Source organism: Bradyrhizobium sp. BRP23, from assembly GCF_020194135.1.
Taxonomy (GTDB): domain Bacteria; phylum Pseudomonadota; class Alphaproteobacteria; order Rhizobiales; family Xanthobacteraceae; genus Bradyrhizobium; species Bradyrhizobium yuanmingense.
This window is the reverse complement of the sequence record NZ_JADYVW010000001.1, coordinates 254,894-274,639: the sequence shown is the minus strand read 5'-3', so window position 1 is coordinate 274,639 and position 19,746 is coordinate 254,894. Positions and strand designations below refer to the sequence as shown.

Below are 19,746 nucleotides of genomic sequence, written 5' to 3'. Positions count from 1 at the left end.
CATGACGCGCAAGCAGCGACGTATGACCATCATCGGCGGATCGCTCGCCGTGCTCGCGCTCGCGGCCGCGCTGGTGCTCAACGCGCTGCGCGACTCCATTGTGTTCTTCTCGACCCCGACCATGGTCGCCGAGAAGGATGTCGAGCCCGGCAAGCGGTTTCGCCTCGGCGGCCTGGTGCAGCCCGGCTCGCTCCAGCGCGGCGACAATCTTGCGGTGACGTTCGAGGTCGCCGACGGCAACGCCAAGCTGCCGGTCGCCTTCAAAGGCATTCTGCCCGATCTGTTCCGCGAAGGGCAGGGCGTCGTCGCGGAAGGCGCACTCGATGCCAACGGCGTGTTCAAGGCCGATACCGTCCTTGCCAAGCACGACGAGACCTACATGCCCAAGGACGTCGCCGATGCCCTGAAGAAGCAGGGGCACTGGAAGGACGATTACGGTACCCAAGGTTCCGGCACCCAAGCTTCTGGCGCTGCCACCCCCGCGGCGACGACCGCGCAGGGCAATCCGCAGGGAGCGGTGCGGTGATCGCGGAATCAGGACATTACGCGCTGGTGCTGGCGCTCGCCCTCGCACTGATCCAGTCCGTCGTGCCGCTGATCGGCGCGCGCCTTGGCGACGCCGCCCTGATGAATGTGGCGCGCTCGACCGCACTGGCGCAGCTGCTGTTCGTCGGCGCCTCGTTCACGGCGCTGGTGATGCTGCACGTGAACTCGGATTTCTCCGTCGCCAACGTCTACGAGAATTCCCACTCGATGAAGCCGCTGCTCTACAAGATTACCGGCGTGTGGGGAAACCATGAAGGCTCGATGCTGCTGTGGGTGTTGATCCTCGCGCTGTTCGGCGGCTTGGTCGCCAGCTTCGGCAATAATCTGCCGCTCTCGCTGCGCGCGCATGTGCTGGCTGTGCAGGCCTGGGTCGCCAGCGCGTTCTACCTCTTCATCCTGATGACATCGAACCCTTTCCTGCGCATCGCCAGCCCGCCGATCGAAGGACGCGATCTCAATCCCGTGCTTCAGGACATCGGTCTCGCCGTGCATCCCCCGATGCTCTATCTCGGCTATGTCGGCTTCTCGATCTCGTTCTCCTTCGCGATCGCGGCGCTGATGGAGGGACGGATCGATGCGGCCTGGGCGCGCTGGGTGCGGCCCTGGACGCTGGTCGCCTGGATCTTCCTGACCCTCGGCATCGCCATGGGCTCGTACTGGGCCTATTACGAGCTCGGTTGGGGCGGCTGGTGGTTCTGGGATCCGGTGGAGAACGCTTCGCTGATGCCCTGGCTCGCCGGCACCGCGCTATTGCATTCGGCGCTGGTGATGGAGAAGCGCAACGCGCTGAAGGTCTGGACCATCCTGCTCTCGATCCTGACCTTCTCGCTGTCGCTGCTCGGCACCTTTCTGGTGCGCTCGGGCGTCATCACCTCGGTGCACGCCTTCGCCACCGATCCGACCCGCGGCGTGTTCATCCTCTTGATCCTGTGCCTGTTCATCGGCGGCAGCCTCTCGCTGTTCGCGGGCCGCGCCACCTCGCTGAAGCAGGGCGGCCTGTTCGCACCGATCTCGCGCGAGGGCGCGCTGGTGCTGAACAATCTGCTGCTCACCGTGGCCTGCGCGGTGGTGCTGTTCGGCACGCTCTATCCGCTCGCGATGGAGATGCTCGCCGATTTCAAGATGTCGGTCGGCGCACCCTTCTACAATCTGAGCTTCGCGCCGCTGTTCGCGCTGCTGCTGCTCGCGGTGCCGTTCGGGCCGATGCTAGCGTGGAAGCGCGGCGACCTGCTCGGCGTGATGCAACGTCTGCTCGCGGCCGGCGTTGCCGGACTGGTCGTGGTCGCCATCGTCTGGGCCTGGGTGCGGGGCGGCAGCGCGCTGGCGCCGCTCGCGATCGGCCTCGGCGTCTTCGTCATCGCCGGCGCGGTCACCGATCTGGTCGAGCGGACGGGCCTGGTGCGCCTGCCGTTCGCAACGGTGCTGCACCGGGCGCGCGGCCTGCCGCGCTCGGCCTGGGGCACCGCGTTCGCGCATGCCGGCCTCGGCGTTGCGCTGATCGGGATCGTCTGCGAGACCACCTGGAACAGCGAATACATCGCGACCATGAAGCCGAACGAGACTGCCCATGTCGCCGGCTACGATCTGAAGCTCGACGGGCTGTTTCAACGCCAGGGCCCGAACTACCGCGAGATGATCGCAGAGTTCAAGATCAGCCGCGATGGCGAGGCGGTCACGGTGATGACGCCGTCCAAGCGCAGCTTCACCACGCGCGGCTCGTCGACCACCGAAGCGGCGCTGCTGACGCGCGGGGCGAGCCAGCTCTACGTCTCGCTCGGCGACGCCACCGCCGAAGGCGCCATCGCCGTGCGCATCTATCACAAGCCGCTGGTTCTCCTGATCTGGTGGGGGCCGGTGCTGATGGCGTTCGGCGGCGTGCTCTCGCTCTCCGACCGCCGCCTGCGGGTCGGCGCGCCGAAGCCGGCGCGCGCCAAGCAGCGCCTCCAGCCCGCGGAATGACCCGATGCGCCGGATGATGGCCGCGTTCATCGCGTTGGTGTTGCTGGCTTTGCCGGCGGCCCACGCCGTGCAGCCCGACGAGATCATGCCGGATCCGGTGAAGGAATCGCGCGCGCGCGAATTGTCGCGCGAGCTTCGCTGCATGGTTTGCCAGAATCAGTCGATCGACGATTCCGATGCGCCGCTGGCACGCGATCTCAGACTGCTGGTGCGCGAGCGCATCGCGGCCGGCGACAGCAATTCGCAGGTGCTCGATTTCCTGGTGGCGCGGTACGGCGAGTTCGTGCTGCTCAAGCCGCGCTTCGAGCTGCAGACCCTGCTGCTGTGGCTGCTCGGGCCGGTGCTGCTGATCGGCGGCGGCCTGGCGCTGTGGCTGCAAATCCGCCGCCGCTCGCGAACTGGTGTGGACGTACCGGCACCGCCGCTCACGCCCGACGAGAAGGCACGGCTCGCGGCCTTGATGTCGGACGAACCCAAATCGCCCTGAAGCCGTCTACGTCGTGCCACGCAGTGCGCGGCAACGGCTGCGTGGTTCATGCTAAATTGACCTTTGTCTGGAAGCTTGTCGCGAGATTTTGATTCCAGCTCCTGAGTCCCCCGATGTTCGCGAACAGCAATCTGACGATCCGCTTCCTGGTCGGCGCCGTCGTCGCTGCGTTATTGTTCCTGCTTGGCATCGGCGGCGGCACCGGCTTCATCGCGGTCCTCTATCTCAACAACGAGATCACCAGCCTGTCCTCGAACTTCGCCGCGCTGAGCGGCCCGGCGCGCGACCATGCCATGCAGATCTACCAGCAGGCGCAGACCGCGTTTTCTTATTTCCTGGTCGCCTGCGGCGTGATCGCCGTCGTCGCTTTCGCGATCTGCTTCACCACCTGGTTCGCCGTGCGCAACGGCATCCTCAATCCCCTCGCGGCCATCGTGCATGCCATGCGCGAGGTTGCCGACCAGAAGTTCGAGACATCAGTTCCGGGGCTCGGCCGCACCAACGAGATCGGCCTGCTCGCCGGTGCGCTGGAGGTGTTCAAGACCAACGGCATCGAGCGGCGCCGCCTCTCCGAGCAGCAGCTGCATGAAGCGCAGCACCAGGCCGAGCGGTCGAAATTCCTCGATAACAGGATCAAGCGCTTCAACGATCTCGTCGCCAGTGTCGTCGCCAGCGTGGCGTCATCGGCCGTGCATCTGAAGACCAACGCGGAGACGCTGTCGCGGACCGCCAACGAGACCAGCACCAAGGCCAATGCGGTCGCGAGCGCGGCGAGCCAGGCCAGCGCCAGCGTGCAGACGGTTGCAGGGTCCGCCGAGGCGATGACGAACTCGATCGGCACGATCAGCCGCCGCGTCACGGACGCGACCCAGCGCGCCGAGGGCGCTGCAAGCCAGGCGGAGAAGAGCCGCGATACCATTCACACGCTGTCGGATGCCGCCGAAAAGATCGGCGAGGTCGTCCAGCTCGTCCAGGCGATCGCATCCCAGACCAATCTCCTGGCGCTCAACGCCACCATCGAGGCTGCACGGGCCGGCGAAGCGGGCAAGGGGTTTGCGGTGGTCGCCTCGGAAGTGAAGAACCTGGCGCATCAGACCAGCAAGGCGACGGAGGAGATCACCTCGCAGGTCGCCAGCATTCAGGGCATCACCGCGGAGACCCGCGGCGCGATCGACGGCATTTCCAGGACGCTGTCGGAGATCTCGTCGATCATGTCGGGCATCGAGGTCGACACCGCCCAGCAGCGCAACGCCACACAGGAGATCACGCGCAGCGCCCAGGACGCCGCGCGCGGAACCCTCGACGTCTCCAACCATATCGTCCAGATCACCTCCACCTCGGCCGAGACCGGCCGCATGGCGGCCGAAGCCAGGGATTCGGCCGTCGATCTGTCGCGGCAGGCCGAGACCTTGAAGCGCGAAGTCGACGAGTTCATCGTCAGTGTCAGGGCGAGCTGAGGGGCCAGAATTCGCGCCTGCCGCTTTGTCGGGGAACTCGATTAAGTTCCTGTAAGGCCACGATTTTTGGCCTGTGCTGAACTGCCGCATCCGCCTCGACACATCATTACGAAAGTTTAACCCCGCCGCCAGCGCGCGGTAAGGCGGGAGTCCCCATGTTCAGGTCCGCAAGGTGCCGGCATCCGGCACCAACAGGAATTCAGGGCTCTGGAGATTTCCGCATGAACGATCGTATCGACCTTTCGAACCTCCCGTCCTACCGGCAGCCGCGCCGGTCGGTGTTTTCCGCGCGCAAGCTCGCGTTGATGGCTTCCGTCGTCGCCGGTCTCGGCGCGGCCGTCTATGGCTTCAGCCCGTCGACCTCGCCGGCCGACCTGTTCTCCAGCCCGGCGCATGCGCAGGTCAACAACGAGGTCCGCAAGGTCGAGCGTCCGGTCGGATTCGCCGACGTCGTCGAGCGCGTGAAGCCTTCGGTGATCTCGGTCAAGGTCAACATGAAGGAGAAGACCGCCAGCAATGACGACGGCGACGATTCCTCCTCGCCGTTCCAGCCGGGCTCGCCGATGGAGCGCTTCTTCCGCCGCTTCGGTGGTCCGGATGGTTTGCCCCCCGGCCTGAAGGGCGGCCGTGGCCGCGTCGTGCAGGGGCAGGGCTCCGGCTTCTTCATCTCGGCTGACGGCTATGCCGTGACCAACAACCACGTGGTCGATGGCGCCGACAAGGTCGAGGTTACCACCGACGACGGCAAGACCTACACGGCCAAGGTGATCGGCACCGACCAGCGCACCGACCTCGCGCTGATCAAGGTCGAAGGCAGCACGAACTTCCCGTTCGCCAAGCTCGCCGACAGCAAACCGCGGATCGGCGACTGGGTGCTCGCGGTCGGCAATCCCTTCGGTCTCGGCGGCACCGTGACCGCGGGCATCGTCTCGGCGAGCGGCCGCGACATCGGCAACGGCCCGTATGACGATTTCATCCAGATCGACGCGCCCGTGAACAAGGGTAATTCCGGCGGTCCGGCCTTCGACACCAACGGCGAGGTGATGGGCGTCAACACCGCGATCTACTCGCCCTCCGGCGGCAGCGTCGGCATCGCGTTCTCGATCCCGGCCAACACCGTCAAGAGCGTGGTTGCGCAGCTCAAGGACAAGGGCTCGGTCAGCCGCGGCTGGATCGGCGTCCAGATCCAGCCCGTCACCTCCGACATCGCCGACAGCCTCGGCATGAAGAAGGCCGAAGGTGCGCTGGTGGCGGAACCGCAGGCCAACGGTCCGGCGGCAAAGGCCGGTATCGAGTCCGGCGACGTGATCACCGCGGTCAACGGCGACCCCGTCAAGGATGCCCGCGAGCTCGCCCGCACGATCGGCGGCATGGCGCCCGGCGCGTCCGTGAAGCTCAATGTGCTGCACAAGGGCCAGGACAAGGTCGTCAACCTCACCCTCGGCCAGTTGCCGAATACGGTCGAGGCCAAGGCCGATACCGACAAGGACAGCGGCAAGGGCGCCAGCAAGGGCACCGACGTGCCGAAGCTCGGCATGACCGTTGCGCCGGCCAATTCCGTGGCCGGTGCCGGCAAGGAAGGCGTCGTGGTCACCGAGGTCGATCCGAAGAGCGCGGCGGCCGAACGCGGCTTCAAGGAAGGCGACGTGATCCTCGAGGTCGGCGGCAAGAGCGTGGCGACCGCCGGCGAAGTCCGCGACGCCATCAATGCGGCGCGGACCGACAACAAGAACAGCGTCCTGATGCGCGTGAAGAGCGGCGGCCAGTCGCGCTTCGTCGCGGTGCCCATCGCCAAGGGCTGAGGCCTTCAGGAGGCCCACGAGATGAAGGGTACCGCCGGCATCAGTCGCCCCCGCCGCCGGTGCCCTTCGGGGAAGCAGCGCAACGCTGGCTTCCCTCATCTACCTTCCGGTGGAATTACGCCCCCCTCCGTCGGAAGGCCTAGGGCGGTGAGGTCCCCCCAGCTTCACCGCCCGCCTTTTTCCCCGCTTCGAGCCTCTCCTGCTCGGCTTGCATGCGGTCGCCGCTCGCGCCATGTTTAGAGAAGGTTGACCTCCTTGACCGCCGCCGAACGCACGATGCGCCTCCTCATCATCGAAGACGACCGTGAATCCGCCGATTACCTCGCCAAGGCGTTTCGCGAAGTCGGACACATCGCCGACCACGCCGCCGACGGCGAGGAAGGCCTCGCCATGGCAGAGAACGGCGAATACGACGTGCTGGTGGTCGACCGCATGCTGCCCAAGCGCGACGGGCTGTCGCTGATCGGCGCATTGCGCGACAAGGGCAATACGACGCCGGTGCTGATTCTCTCCGCGCTCGGGCAGGTCGATGACCGCATCAAGGGTCTGCGCGCGGGCGGCGACGATTATCTGCCGAAGCCCTATTCCTTCGCCGAGCTGCTGGCCCGCGTCGAAGTGCTGTCGCGCCGCCGCGGCGGTCCCGCCGAGGAGACGCTTTATCGCGTCGGCGATCTCGAGCTCGACCGGCTCTCGCATCGCGTCGCCCGCGGCAAGGACGAGCTGACGCTGCAGCCGCGCGAATTTCGCTTGCTCGAATATTTGATGAAGCACGCCGGCCAGGTGGTGACGCGCACCATGCTGCTGGAGAACGTCTGGGACTATCATTTCGATCCGCAGACCAACGTCATCGACGTGCACATCTCGCGGCTGCGCTCCAAGATCGACAAGGGCTTCGAGCGCCCGCTGCTGCACACGATCCGCGGCGCCGGATACATGATCCGTGACGGCATGAGATAGGGCGTTCGGCGTCGATCTACGGCGCGCCTGCAATCATCGGCTGCGTCTTCATTTGCACCGCCGTCCGAGGGTTGCGGGCGATACTGGCCTAACGCCTCGTCCGATGGCAAGAATATCCGACGTGTGGTAGTGGACGTTTCACCGGGGTGAATCCGTCCACGATCAGGAAGGATATTCAAGCTTGCAAGTCGCCGCCTTCCCGTCCGACCGAGCTGAAGAGATCCTCGTGTCGGCTTCCAAGCTGTTTGCCCGCCATAGCTATGCGAATGTGACGATGGAGCAGGTCGCAGCATCGGTTCGATCGGTGCCGGGAGCGCTGTACCACTACTTCCGCGACAAGGAAGACCTGATCTTTCACTGCTACCTGCGCGGTCTTGCGATCTACAGGCACGAAATCGAGACGGCGGCCGAACCCGGGATAGACGGGCTCGAAATCGTCAGGCGCTTCATAAGAGCCCGGCTGCGGCCTGAAGGCCAGCGCATGATCCTGTTCTCCGACATCGATGCACTGGCTGCGTCTTACAGCAAAGACGTGCATGCCAGGCGCTGGCAGAATGCCGCGCTGCTCGCCGACTTTCTGAAGCGTGGCATTGCCGACGGCTCGATTGCCTGCGAGGAGCCGCTCCTTACGGCCGTCGCCCTCATCTCCATCCTGGATTGGGTTCCGTTCTGGTTCTCCGAGCGCGACTATTATTCGCGCCAGCAGGCGATTGATGCCATTGACGACATCATCACGCATGGGGTGTATCGGCGTGAGATTGCCTTACCGGACATGCCTGAAGCGCCGAGCCTGGCACCATTTCTCCAGTCCCGCTCGAAATTGAACAAGCGCGCCGCGAAGCTGGACAGGATGCTCTCGATTGCTTCGGACAGTTTCAATCGAAGGGGCGCGTCCGGTACGTCGCTCGAGAGCATCGCGGCGGAGGCAGGCATGACCCGCGCCGGCATCTATTATCATTTCAGCGAGAAGGAGCGCCTCTTGCTGGCTTGCCTGCGAAGAGGTCTGGCCGGTGAGATCGGGATTCGAGAATATTTGCAGGACCTGAGGCTCGGGGCGTTCGATTACGTCGTCCAGAGAGTCCGCCTGTTGTTGATGCTGCACGATACCCCTTGCGGCCCGAAGGCGACCTACCACAACATCAACTATCTCAACGACGTTGACCGCAAGCACTATGTCAGGCAGGTGCTCGCAACGATCCAGCAGGACCAGAGAAACCACCAGTGTTGGATCGACGAGGGATACTTCCGCAGCGTCGACACTTACTTCGCCGAACGCGTTCTGACTGGAATGGGCCACTGGTACCCGATCTGGTTCAGGGACGAGCGGAGCTGGTCTCCGATGCAGATTGCCGATTATTTTTCGCGGCTGTTCCTTTTGGGGCTCAAGCCCCGTCGGGGAGTGGTATAAAGCAACCAATATGAGACCCTGATCGCGCTCTTCATCCTTTCCCGTTCGGACTTGATGTCAGCCGCAGATTGAGCGCGGCTTTGATCCCAAAAGTTGCCTGTGAACTCAATATTCCGGACGGCGCGCGGCAATCTTCACGTTGAGGCCGCAATTACTTCTTGCACCAAAACTTTACACAGTATTCAATATTGGAGTAGCGAAGAGTGGGCGCGACCGACGTTGTGAGTCAGCTTCGATCGCCAAGGACAAGAACATACAAAAGGGAGAAGGCCAGGATGCACAAGCTCGCAATTGCTGCGGCGGCAGCGCTGACGATGCTCGGAGGAGCGGCATTCGCGCAGGAAACAATCAAGTTCGGCTACATCGATCCGCTGTCCGGCGGTGGCGCCAGCATCGGTGAAGGCGGCTTGAAGACGTTCCAGTATCTGGCTGACGAGATCAACGCCAAGGGCGGCATATTGGGCCGCAAGATCGAGATTCTGCCTCTCGACAACAAGACCAACCCGCAGGAAAGCCTGGTGCAGGCGCAGAAGGCCATCGATGCCGGCGCCCGCTTCATCACGCAAGGCAACGGCTCGTCGGTCGCCGCAGCGCTGTCCGACTTCGTTACCAAGAACAACACGCGCAATCCCGGCAAGGAAGTGCTCTACTTCAACTATGCCGCCGTAGATCCGAGCCTGACCAACGAAAAGTGCAGCTACTGGCATTTTCGCTGGGATGCGAGCTCCGACATCAAGATGGAAGCGCTCACCAGCTACATGAAGGATGTCCCCGCGATCAAGAAGGTGTACCTGATCAACCAGGACTACTCCTTCGGCCAGTCGGTGCGTGCGGATGCGCGCAAGATGCTGGGCGCCAAGCGGCCCGACATCCAAATCGTCGGTGACGAACTGCATCCGCTGTTGAAGATCACCGACTTCTCGCCTTATATCGCCAAGATCAAGGCTTCGGGCGCCGATAGCGTCGTGACCGGCAACTGGGGCCAGGACATCGCACTGCTGCTCAAAGCCGCGGCGGACGCCGGCCTGAAGGTCAATTGGTACACCTACTATGCCGGCGGCGCTGGTGGTCCGACCGCAATCAAGCAGACCGGTCTCGACCATCAGGTCTTCCAGATCACCGAGGGCTTTGCCAATTCCGGCCACCAGCCGGCGATGGACTTCGAAAAGACCTTCCGTGCCAAGGTCAACATGTCGCTTTGGTATCCGCGCGCCGTCAACGAGATGCGCATGTTCAAGGCCGCGGCCGAGAAGGCCAACTCGCTCGACCCGGTGAAGGTCGCGGCTGCCCTCGAGGATCTCAAGTTCGAGGTGCTGGATGGCGGTGAGGGCGTCATGCGCAAGGACGATCACCAGTTCTTCCAGCCGATCTACATCTCCTCCTTCGGCAAGCTCGCTGCAGACGAGCCGTTCGACGAGGAAGGTACCGGCTGGGGATGGCATCTGGTTTCCAAGATCGACACATCCAAGACGATGGTTCCCACAACCTGCAAGATGACCCGGCCGTAAGCCTGGAATAGCTTTGCCTTCCCGCAGCCGACAGCGGCTCGCGGGAAGGTTGCTGCTCGCATCCGGACCGACTTCGCCGGGGCCGTTTCTGTCCCGGCCAGAGGTGTGATTACTGTGCTTGAACTGATCGTTATATCGACGCTGAACGGTCTGCTGTTCGGCATGCTGCTGTTCCTGCTGTCGAGCGGCCTGACCGTCATCTTCAGCATGATGGGCGTGCTCAACTTCGCCCATGCCAGCTTTTACATGCTCGGCGCCTTCTTCGGTTTCCAGCTCACCAAATGGATTGGCTTCTGGCCGGCCCTGCTGCTGGCTCCGCTGCTGGTCGGCGCGATCGGCATGGCGGTCGAGCGCTACGGCCTGCGCAATACGCACAAGCACGGCCATGTGGCGGAGTTGCTCCTGACCTTCGGTCTTGCGTTCGCGATCGAAGAAATCGTGGCGATGATGTGGGGCAGGAGCCCCGTCGATTACCGCGTGCCGGCGCTGCTCGACTTTCCGGCCTTCACGATCTTCTCGACGAATTATCCCGCCTACAAGATTTTCATGCTGGCTGTGTCGATCCTGATATTCATCGTGTTGCTGATGGTGCTCAAGCGCACGAGGGTGGGCCTGATCGTTCAGGCCGCGCTGACGCATCCCCATATGGTGGGGCATCTCGGTCACAATGTCGGACGCATATTCATGCTGGTGTTCGGCGTCGGCAGCGCGCTGGCGGGAATTGCCGGCGTGATCGCCGGTCCGGCGCTGGTGACGCAGTCCGACATGGCCGCGGCGCTGGGACCGATCCTGTTCGTCGTCATCGTGTTTGGCGGCCTCGGCTCCTTGCCGGGCGCCTTCATCGCCTCGCTGGTGATCGGCCTGATACAGACCTTCGCGGTGGCGCTGAACGGTTCGTTGGCGAGCGCCTTCGGTCCGCTCGATCCGTCGGCAGGGCCGTCCGTGCTCACCGACATCTGGAACGTCACCATTGCCCAGGTGGCGCCGATCGTACCCTACCTGCTGCTGGTGATCATTCTGATCGTACGCCCCATGGGCCTGATGGGGACGCGCGAGACATGAACGCCAAAACGACATCGACGCCGACATCGACAATCGCAGGGAAGCCGGCCGGCGACGGCCTGCGCTTCTACGGCATATGGCTTGCCGGCATCGCCGTGCTGATCGTGCTGCCGCTGATCTTCTCCTCCGGCGGCTCGCTGACGTCCTTCAGCCTGATCGGCATCGCGATCGTGTTCGCGCTGTCCTACAACATCCTGCTCGGCCAGACCGGCCTCTTGTCGTTCGGCCATGCGGTGCATTACGGCCTCGGCGGCTTCGCAGCGTGCCACATGATGAATGCAGTGGTCTCGCACGGCTGGCCAATCCCGCTGCCGTTCATACCGCTGTTCGGTGGACTCGGCGGCCTCGTTTTCGCGATCATCATCGGCTGGCTGATGACCAAGCGGGCTGGTACCGTGTTCTCGATGATCTCGCTCGGCATTGCCGAGCTGGTGGCGTCGTCCTCGCTGATCCTGCGTTCGGTGTTCGGCGGCGAGTCCGGAATATCGACCGACCGCACGGCTTTGCCGAAGATCTTCGGCTTGAGTTTCGGCCCGCAGCTTCAGGTCTATTACCTCATCGCGTTCTGGCTGGTGATCTCGGCCGTCGCGATGTATGCGCTGACGCGGACCCCGCTGGGGCGAATCAGCAATGCGGTGCGGGACAACCCCGAGCGCGTCCAGTTCATCGGTTATGATCCGCACGTGGTGCGCTACATCGCCTTCTGTTTTGCCGGCTTCTTCGCTGGCGTGGCAGGGGGCCTGGCCGCGATCAACTTCGAGATCGCCAACGCCGCCTATCTCGGCGCGATCCAATCCGGCCTCGTGCTGTTCTCGACCTTCATTGGCGGCGTCGCGTACTTCTTCGGACCCATCCTGGGTGCAATCCTCGTGACCTATCTTCAGCTCGGGCTGACCAGCGTCACCGGCGTGTGGCAGCTCTATTTCGGCATTATCTTCATCGGCATCGTGATGCTGTCCCCCGGCGGCATCGCCGGGCTGGTCATGATGCACCGGCCGCTGGTTCGCGCCGGAACTCTGCCGACGGTGATCCCTTCCTATCTGATCGCGGCGGTGCCGACCTTGGCACTGGCTTGCGGTGTGATCCTGACGATCGAATCGATCGCGCGCACGCATAGCGGTCAGGGCAATCCGATCAACCTGTTCGGCGTTGCCTTCAGTCCGGCGTCGCCGCTGACGTGGGCGAGCGCGGCGGTCCTCCTCATCGGCGGCTTCTTCGTCGCGCGCCTGAGCTGGCGGCGCGTCGCCGAGGCATGGGACCGCGCGGCGACGGTCGCGCGCGATCGGGGGTACTTGGCATGACGGCAGCGATCGAAGTCCGCGCCGTTGAGAAGCGCTTTGGCAATGTCGGCATCATCCGCGATCTCAATCTCAGCATCGCGCAAGGTGAGCGTCACGCCATCATCGGTCCGAACGGTGCCGGGAAATCGACGACGTTCAATCTCATCAGTGGCCACATCAAGCCGACCTCGGGCGAGGTGAGACTGAACGGCGATGTGATCTCCGGCCTCAGGCCGTTCGAGATCAACCGGCGCGGCCTGTCGCGGTCGTTCCAGGTCACCAACGTATTCGCGCGCATGTCGGTCTGGGAGAACGTCCGCTGTGCCGTGCTGTGGGCGACGGGGCACCGTTACGCCTTCTGGAAGAACGTCGATAGCCTGCCGGAGGTGCGCGAGCGCACGGCGCAAATCCTCGACGACATCCATCTGACGCATCGGCGCGATGTTCCGGCCGGCTTGTTGACCTACGCGGAGCAGCGCGAACTCGAGATCGGCATCACCATCGCCAGCGGCGCGACCGTCGTGCTGCTGGACGAACCGACGGCGGGCATGAGCCACGCCGAGACCGACCGCGCGGTGTCGCTGATCCGGCGCCTGACCGAGGGCAAGACCCTGGTCATCGTCGAACACGACATGAGCGTTGTGTTCGGCCTGGCCGACCGCATTTCCGTGCTGGTCTACGGCCACATCATTGCTTCCGGCACGCCGGAGGAGATCAGGCGGGACCCGAAAGTCAAGGAAGCCTATCTCGGCGAGGAGGCGCACTGATGCTGGAGGTCAGGGACCTGCACGCCTATTACGGCAAGAGCCACATTCTCCAGGGCGTCGATCTCGACGTTGCGGCAGGCGAGGTCGTCAGCCTGCTCGGCCGCAACGGCGTCGGACGTTCGACCACTGTCAAGGCGATCATGGGCGAGGTTGCGCCGCAAGGCACGATCCGCTTCAAAGGCAAGGACATCGCGGGGCTGCCGAGCTACAGGATCGCGCGCCTCGGTCTCGGCTATGTGCCGGAGCATCGGGACGTCTTTCCGGGGCTGACGGTCCGCCAGAATCTGCTCCTCGGCATCAAGGATACGCGGCGTCCCGGCAAATGGCAGCTTAAGGACATGCTCGACATGTTTCCGAATCTTGCCGCGCGGGCAGATACGCCTGCGGGGGTGCTGTCAGGCGGCGAGAAGCAGATGCTCACGACGTGCCGGACCCTGATGGGCGACCCCGATCTCATCATGATCGACGAGCCGACCGAAGGTCTTGCGCCCTTGATCGTGCAGCAGGTCGGCGATCTCATCGCCCGCATTGCGCAGGCCGGCGTCGCAATTTTGCTCGTCGAGCAGAAGCTGTCGATTGCGATGAAGATCTCCAACCGCGTCTACGTCATGGGGCACGGTCGTGTGGTCTTCGAAGGTACGCCCGAGCAACTGAAATCAAACAGCGACGTTCGCGCGCAATGGCTGGAAGTGTGAGGGAGGCCGGCGGGTTTGACCGCAATGGCGCGATGCCCTCGACAAGGACGTCCGCCCGTAACGGCTGATGTTCCTCAGCGTGGTCGGAAGGGGAGGCCCACAGCGGATCACTGCTCCCGCAGGCTCCGTCCGGTGTCCGCATGGCCCGAGCTTGCGGGGATTTAACTTGGTTCCGATCGAGTGCCCCTTTAACGTTCCGCGTGCGCCTATCACGTGTGGTCACGAATGCCTTTCGCGTTGCTCGTTCCACCAGGGACCTAGGCGCAGGTGCGACAATCTATAGGCTATGTTATTGTAAACAAAGCGAAATACGTGAGTGTCGATGCTCGTGATGCAGGCGCGTGGTTGAAACTGGGTACATGATCCGTGACGGCATTCGGTAAACTCGTCCGCACCACGGCGTTCCGGCTGACGCTGGTCTATCTGCTGCTGTTCGCGATGTTCGCGGCCTCGCTGCTGGCCTATTTCGCCTGGAATACGCGGCGGCTGATCACCGAGGAGATCACGCAGACCGTCAATGCCGAGACCTCGGAGATCAACGAGATCTACGACCGCCGCGGCCTAGTCGGTCTCGTGCGCACGATCGAGTATCGGGCGCTGCGGCCAGGCGCCAATCTCTATCTCGTGACCACGCCGACGGGCCAGGCGATCGCCGGCAATGTCGGCTCGCTGGCGCCGGGCGTTATGGCGACGCGCGGCTGGTCGGAGACAGCCTACCGGCGGATCGAGGACAGCGATGACCGCGATCATCGCGCGCTCGTTCGCGTCACCGAATTGGAGAACGGCTTCCGGCTTCTGATCGGCCGCGACTTGGCCGAGCGGCGGCGCCTGTTCGGCATCGTCGCCAAGGCGGCGCAGTTTTCGGTCCTGATCGTCGTCGTGCTCGGCCTCGGCGGCGGCATCTTCGTCGCGCGGCGGGTGCTGAGGCGCATCGACGCGATGACCGGCACGGCGCAGCGGATCATGACCGGCGATCTCAGCGAGCGCCTGCCGGTGGGGCGCAGCGGCGACGAGATCGATCGCCTCGCCGAGAACCTCAACGCCATGCTGGAGCGGATCGAGGCGCTGATGGCGGGACTGAAGGAGGTTTCCGACAACATCGCCCACGACCTCAAGACGCCGCTGACACGGCTGCGCAATCGCGCCGAGGAGGCGCTGGCGAGATCGGGCTGCGAGGCGGATTATCGCGCCGCGCTGGAGCGGACCATCGAGGAGTCCGACGGGCTGATCCGGACCTTCAACGCGCTGCTGATGATCGCGCGCGCGGAATCCGGACAGGCGCGCGGCAACATGGACGACTTCGACGCCGCAGAGGTCGCGGAGGGCATCCACGAGCTCTACGAGCCGCTCGCCGAGGACGACGGCATGACCCTGAAGGTCAAGTGCGAGCCGACGCCGGTTCATGCCAATCGCGAGCTGATCAGCCAGGCGCTCGCCAATCTTGTCGAGAACGCGATCAAATACGGCCAGCCCGCGGCACAGCCGGCGGGAACCGTGGTCAGCATGGACGCGAGGCAAATCACGATCGAGGCGAGGCGCGAGGGCGACCAGGTGCTGCTCAGCGTCACCGATCGCGGCCCCGGCATCCCCGAAGCCGACCGCAAGCACGTCATCGAGCGATTCGTGCGGCTGGAGGCCAGCCGCACGCTGCCGGGCTCGGGCCTCGGCCTCAGCCTCGCCTCGGCGGTGGCGACGTTGCACGGCGGCGAATTGCGCTTGGGCGATGCCCATCCCGGCCTCGTCGCCACGCTCGTGCTGCCGGCGCGCGCGGGCGCCGGCGACAGGGTTGCTCCGCCAACACCGGATGTGCCACAGAAGGTGGCATGAACCACTCCGCGCCGGGAAACGCGGACAAGCATGGTGAGAGGCTGGCCGCACGCTTCGCGGAGGCTCCCCATATTGCCGCTTCCGCAACCGATGAACCCCGTTTCGAAAGCTGGCTGGCCGAGCTCGAGCCGGCACAATCGGCCCGTCTCGAAACGCATCTCGGTCATCCCTTCGCCCGCGAGATCCTGACCGGGATTGCGGAATTCTCGCCCTATCTGTTCGAACTGGTGCGCGCCGATGCCTTGCGCCTGATCCGGCTGCTCGAATGCGATCCGGATGCGCATCTGACGGCGCTGATCGCGGAGGCGCGCAGCGCGGTGCTCGCGGCTTCGGAGGAGGCCGAGGTGATGCGGCTGCTCCGCCGCATGAAGGCTGAGGCTGCGCTCCTGATCGCGCTGTGCGATATCGGCGGTGTCTGGCCGGTGATGCGGGTGACGGCGGCGCTGACCGATGTCGCGGTGTCCTCGGTGCAGGCGGCACTGCAATATCTGCTGCGGCAGGAAGCCGCACGCGGCAAGCTCTCACCGCCCAATCCCGAGGCACCCGAAGAGGGCTGCGGGCTGATCGTGCTCGCGATGGGCAAGATGGGTGCGGGCGAGCTGAACTATTCCAGCGATATCGATCTCATCGTGTTCTTCGATCCCGATGCGACGACCCTCGCGCCCGATATCGAGCCGCAGCCGTTCTTCGTCCGCGTGACGCAAGGCATGGCGCGCATCCTGCAGCAGCGCACCTATGATGGTTACGTCTTCCGCGTCGATTTGCGGCTGCGGCCCGACCCGTCCTCGACGCAGGTGGCGATCTCGCGGGACGCCGCGCTGAACTATTACGAGCGGGAAGGGCGCACCTGGGAGCGCGCCGCGATGATCAAGGCGCGGACCTGTGCCGGCGATTCAAAAGCGGGCGAGGCATTGCTCGCCGAGATCGGGCCGTTCGTCTGGCGCAAGCATCTCGACTTTGCCGCACTTGCCGACGTACACGACATGAAGCGGCAGATGCAGACCTATCGCGGCCAGAGCGAGGTTGCGGTCGAGGGCCACAACGTCAAGGTCGGACGCGGCGGCATTCGCGAGATCGAATTCTTCGCGCAGACCCAGCAATTGATTGCCGGCGGCCGCCATCCGGAATTGCGGGTGCGGCCGACACTGCGGGCGCTTGACGTGCTCGCCGCCAGCAACTGGATCACTGTGGCGGCGCGTGACGAGCTGGCGACCGCCTACGAATTCCTGCGCCGTGTCGAGCATCGCCTGCAGATGATCGCCGACGAGCAAACCCACACGCTGCCGGAGGACAAGCAAGCGGTCGAGCGCTTTGCGTGGTTCTTCGGCTATCGGACTCGGGAGGCCTTTGCGCGCGACCTCTTGCGCCAGCTCCAGATCGTCCAGGGCCATTACGAAAAACTGTTCGAGGGCGATGACCCCACCGGCACGGCGAGGCTGCCGGCGCTCGACTACGGTGCGGGCCCCGATGATCCGCGCCTGCTGCAGCACCTCGCGACGCTCGGCTTCAAGAAGCCCGCCGCGGTCGCGCAGACGGTGCGCGACTGGATCACCGGCGACTATCGCGTCTTCCGCGTTGAGGCGACGCGAAGCGCCTTCGTCGAGTTCGTGCCGGCCTTGATCGACGGCCTTGCCCATGCCGAAGAGCCGGATCGCGCCGTCGTTTCGTTCGATCATTTCCTCGGCGCGCTGCAGCGCGGCGGCCGGCTGATCACGCTGCTCGGCCAGAACCGCGATCTCGTCGCGCTGGTGGCGCTGGTGCTGGGAGCCGCGCCGCGGCTCGGCGACATGCTGGCGCGGCAGCCTCAGCTGATGGATGGCCTGATCGATCCGCGCTTCTTCGGCGCCATGCCCGACAGGCAGGAATTGTCGGGGCGGCTCGCGACCACCGTGCAGGACGCCGGCTCATACGAGGAGTTCCTCGATCGCCTGCGCCTGTTCGGGCAGGAGAGCCTGTTCCTGATCGGCACACGCATCCTCTCCGGCACCGTCTCGGCGCAGCAGGCGAGCACGGCCTTCGCCGACGTCGCGGAGGGAATCGTCCACACCGTGCACGGTCTCGTCGCCGATCGCTTCGCCGCCCAGCACGGCCGCATCAAGGGTCAGGAGACCGCGATCGTCGCGATGGGCCGGCTCGGCAGCCGCGAGATGACGGCCTCGTCCGATCTCGACCTGATCCTGCTCTATGATTTCGACGGCGACCATCCGGACTCCGACGGGGTGAAATCGCTTCACGGCGCACACTATTTCGCCCGTTTCACCCAGCGCCTGATCAGCGCCTTCACGACCCGCACCAATTACGGCGTGCTCTACGAGATCGACATGCGGCTGCGGCCCTCGGGACGCGCAGGTCCGGTGGCTTCGAGCCTCGTCTCGTTCGCGGACTACCAGGCCAACGAAGCCTGGACCTGGGAGCACATGGCATTGACGCGTGCGCGCGTGGTCTCGGCTTCGCCCGAATTCCGGGAACGGATCGAGCGCGTCATCCGCGATGTCCTCACCCGCCGCCGCGATCCCGCCATCACCGCCAACGACGTCGCCGACATGCGGCGCGCGATCGCGCAGGAGAAGGGCGAGGCGGATTGCTGGGATCTCAAGCATGCCGCCGGCGGCATGGTCGATATCGACTTCATCGCGCAGTATCTCCAGCTCGTGCACGCGCACGACAAACCCGAGATTCTCGACGTCAGCACCATGCAGGTGCTGGAGAATGCCTGCAGGATCGGCGTGCTCGCGCAATCCGAGACGGAGATTTTGCGGGCCGCGGCGCGGCTCTATCACGACCTCACGCAGATCCTGCGTCTCTGCGTCAGCGAGCGCTTCAAGCCTGATACCGCCGGCACCGACCTGCAGCGCGTCATGGCGCGCGCCGGCGACGCGCCGGACTTCTCCTCACTGGAGGCGCGGGTGAAGGAGACCCAGAGCGAGGTGCGGCGCGTGTTCAGGGCGCTGCTGGAAGGGTCATAGCCTGCTTCAGCGCGGTGATGGCCTCGCGCACGTCGGGCTCCAGGCCCGCACCGCCCGCATCCAGATGGGCGAAGACCGCGCGCTTCATGCGGGGATCCCAGAACTTCTTGATGTGCTCGGCAATGCCCGGCACGGCCTTGTCATGACCCTGACTACCAAAGAACTTGCCGATCTGGTTGGCCATGTAGATCAGGCGGTCAGGCGACATCGGCAACCTCCGTGGCATGGCGCGTGACGATCCGGTCGCCATGCGAAAACACTTCGAACCCGTCCTGGCGGGCGATGGCGATCAGAGTGATGCCGGCGGCTTCCGCCGTGCGCACCGCGAGGGCGGTGGGCGCAGAAACCGCGACCATCACGGGCGCGCCGATCGCGGCGGTCTTCTGTACCATCTCGACTGAGACGCGGCTGGTCAGCAGCACCATGCCGTTGCGCGGCTCGTTGCGGCTGCGCGCCAGGGCGCCAGCGAGCTTGTCGAGCGCGTTGTGGCGGCCGACATCCTCGCGCAGCGCGACGATGTTGCTTGTGGGGGACCAGAACGCGGCGGCGTGAACGGCGCGGGTCTGCAGATTGATCGATTGCAGCGGCGCAATGGCCTGCATCGCCGCCATGACCTGCTCGGGGGTGAAGGTCTGCCCGTCCGGGACGATCGCCGCGGGCCGCACCGCTTCGGCAATGGACTCGATGCCGCAGATGCCGCAGCCGGTGGGACCTGCAATGTGGCGACGGCGCTGGTTGATGCGCGCGGCATCTTCCGGTGCGAGCCACATGCGCAGCTCGATGCCGTCGTCGAGGCGGACCATTTCGAGCGACTTGATGTCGTCGACCGACTTGACGATGCCTTCGCTCACGCTGAAACCGACCGCGAAATCCTCGAGGTTCTGCGGCGTTCCCATCATGACGGCATAGGTGCCGCCATTATAGGTCAGCGCCAGCGGCGTCTCCTCCGGGACGAACCGCGTTCCTTCCGACGCCGCGCCGTTGCGCCAGATGTCGCGATCGATGGCCTGGACCGCTACGTGCAT

Annotated in this window: 16 protein-coding genes; 14 read left to right on the top strand and 2 right to left on the bottom strand. The window is 64.7% G+C overall.

Annotated elements, in window-relative coordinates; all coding sequences use genetic code 11:
- Position 1 precedes the first annotated feature (1 nt).
- From ccmE to I6F24_RS01200, 14 genes are all read left to right on the top strand, one after another.
- A complete protein-coding gene (gene ccmE, locus I6F24_RS01265; RefSeq protein WP_225149849.1) occupies positions 2–526 on the top strand; it encodes a cytochrome c maturation protein CcmE in 525 nt (174 codons plus the stop codon).
- Entirely contained in the window at positions 523–2,505 is a 1,983-nt protein-coding gene (locus I6F24_RS01260; RefSeq protein ID WP_057027209.1) for a heme lyase CcmF/NrfE family subunit, read from the top strand. Before ccmE ends, I6F24_RS01260 begins: the two co-directional genes overlap by 4 nt.
- Positions 2,506–2,509: 4 nt before the next feature.
- Positions 2,510–2,992: a cytochrome c-type biogenesis protein gene (locus tag I6F24_RS01255; protein ID WP_036005780.1), complete on the top strand. Its 483-nt coding sequence runs from the start codon at positions 2,510–2,512 to the stop codon at positions 2,990–2,992.
- A 113-nt stretch (positions 2,993–3,105) separates the two neighbouring features.
- Positions 3,106–4,449 carry a HAMP domain-containing methyl-accepting chemotaxis protein gene (locus I6F24_RS01250; RefSeq protein ID WP_225149848.1) on the top strand — a complete coding sequence of 448 codons (1,344 nt, stop codon included), beginning with the start codon at positions 3,106–3,108 and terminating at the stop codon, positions 4,447–4,449.
- A gap of 221 nt (positions 4,450–4,670) precedes the next feature.
- Positions 4,671–6,251, top strand: coding sequence for a Do family serine endopeptidase (locus I6F24_RS01245; protein WP_036005773.1), 1,581 nt, complete (start codon positions 4,671–4,673; stop codon positions 6,249–6,251).
- 276 nt (positions 6,252–6,527) lie between these two features.
- A complete protein-coding gene (locus I6F24_RS01240) occupies positions 6,528–7,208 on the top strand; it encodes a response regulator transcription factor (protein WP_036023302.1) in 681 nt (226 codons plus the stop codon).
- A gap of 181 nt (positions 7,209–7,389) precedes the next feature.
- Positions 7,390–8,616 carry a TetR family transcriptional regulator gene (locus tag I6F24_RS01235; RefSeq protein ID WP_082641338.1) on the top strand — a complete coding sequence of 409 codons (1,227 nt, stop codon included), beginning with the start codon at positions 7,390–7,392 and terminating at the stop codon, positions 8,614–8,616.
- Positions 8,617–8,891: 275 nt separating this feature from the next.
- A complete protein-coding gene (locus I6F24_RS01230; protein WP_036005770.1) occupies positions 8,892–10,124 on the top strand; it encodes a branched-chain amino acid ABC transporter substrate-binding protein in 1,233 nt (410 codons plus the stop codon).
- Between the two features lie 114 nt (positions 10,125–10,238).
- Complete coding sequence (locus I6F24_RS01225) at positions 10,239–11,186, top strand: branched-chain amino acid ABC transporter permease (RefSeq protein ID WP_036005767.1); 948 nt, start codon at positions 10,239–10,241, stop codon at positions 11,184–11,186.
- Positions 11,183–12,487, top strand: a complete 1,305-nt coding sequence (locus I6F24_RS01220; RefSeq protein ID WP_225111756.1) for a branched-chain amino acid ABC transporter permease — start codon at positions 11,183–11,185, stop codon at positions 12,485–12,487. The genes I6F24_RS01225 and I6F24_RS01220 overlap by 4 nt, the downstream gene beginning before the upstream one ends.
- Positions 12,484–13,233, top strand: a complete 750-nt coding sequence (locus I6F24_RS01215; RefSeq protein ID WP_225149847.1) for an ABC transporter ATP-binding protein — start codon at positions 12,484–12,486, stop codon at positions 13,231–13,233. Before I6F24_RS01220 ends, I6F24_RS01215 begins: the two co-directional genes overlap by 4 nt.
- The gene (locus tag I6F24_RS01210) at positions 13,233–13,928 is read left to right on the top strand and encodes an ABC transporter ATP-binding protein (protein ID WP_225149846.1); all 696 of its coding nucleotides are present in this window, start codon (positions 13,233–13,235) and stop codon (positions 13,926–13,928) included. The genes I6F24_RS01215 and I6F24_RS01210 overlap by 1 nt, the downstream gene beginning before the upstream one ends.
- Positions 13,929–14,294: 366 nt before the next feature.
- Positions 14,295–15,755: an ATP-binding protein gene (locus tag I6F24_RS01205; protein ID WP_036023279.1), complete on the top strand. Its 1,461-nt coding sequence runs from the start codon at positions 14,295–14,297 to the stop codon at positions 15,753–15,755.
- A complete protein-coding gene (locus tag I6F24_RS01200; protein ID WP_225149845.1) occupies positions 15,752–18,721 on the top strand; it encodes a bifunctional [glutamine synthetase] adenylyltransferase/[glutamine synthetase]-adenylyl-L-tyrosine phosphorylase in 2,970 nt (989 codons plus the stop codon). The genes I6F24_RS01205 and I6F24_RS01200 overlap by 4 nt, the downstream gene beginning before the upstream one ends.
- On the opposite strand, the gene I6F24_RS01195 is transcribed toward I6F24_RS01200, so the two are convergent.
- Positions 18,696–18,929 (bottom strand): formate dehydrogenase subunit delta, encoded by a 234-nt coding sequence (locus I6F24_RS01195; RefSeq protein WP_225149844.1) that lies wholly within the window; start codon positions 18,927–18,929, stop codon positions 18,696–18,698. The two genes, I6F24_RS01200 and I6F24_RS01195, sit on opposite strands and share 26 nt — an antisense overlap.
- Positions 18,919–19,746 (bottom strand): formate dehydrogenase accessory sulfurtransferase FdhD, encoded by an 828-nt coding sequence (gene fdhD, locus I6F24_RS01190; protein ID WP_225149843.1) that lies wholly within the window; start codon positions 19,744–19,746, stop codon positions 18,919–18,921. The genes I6F24_RS01195 and fdhD overlap by 11 nt, the downstream gene beginning before the upstream one ends.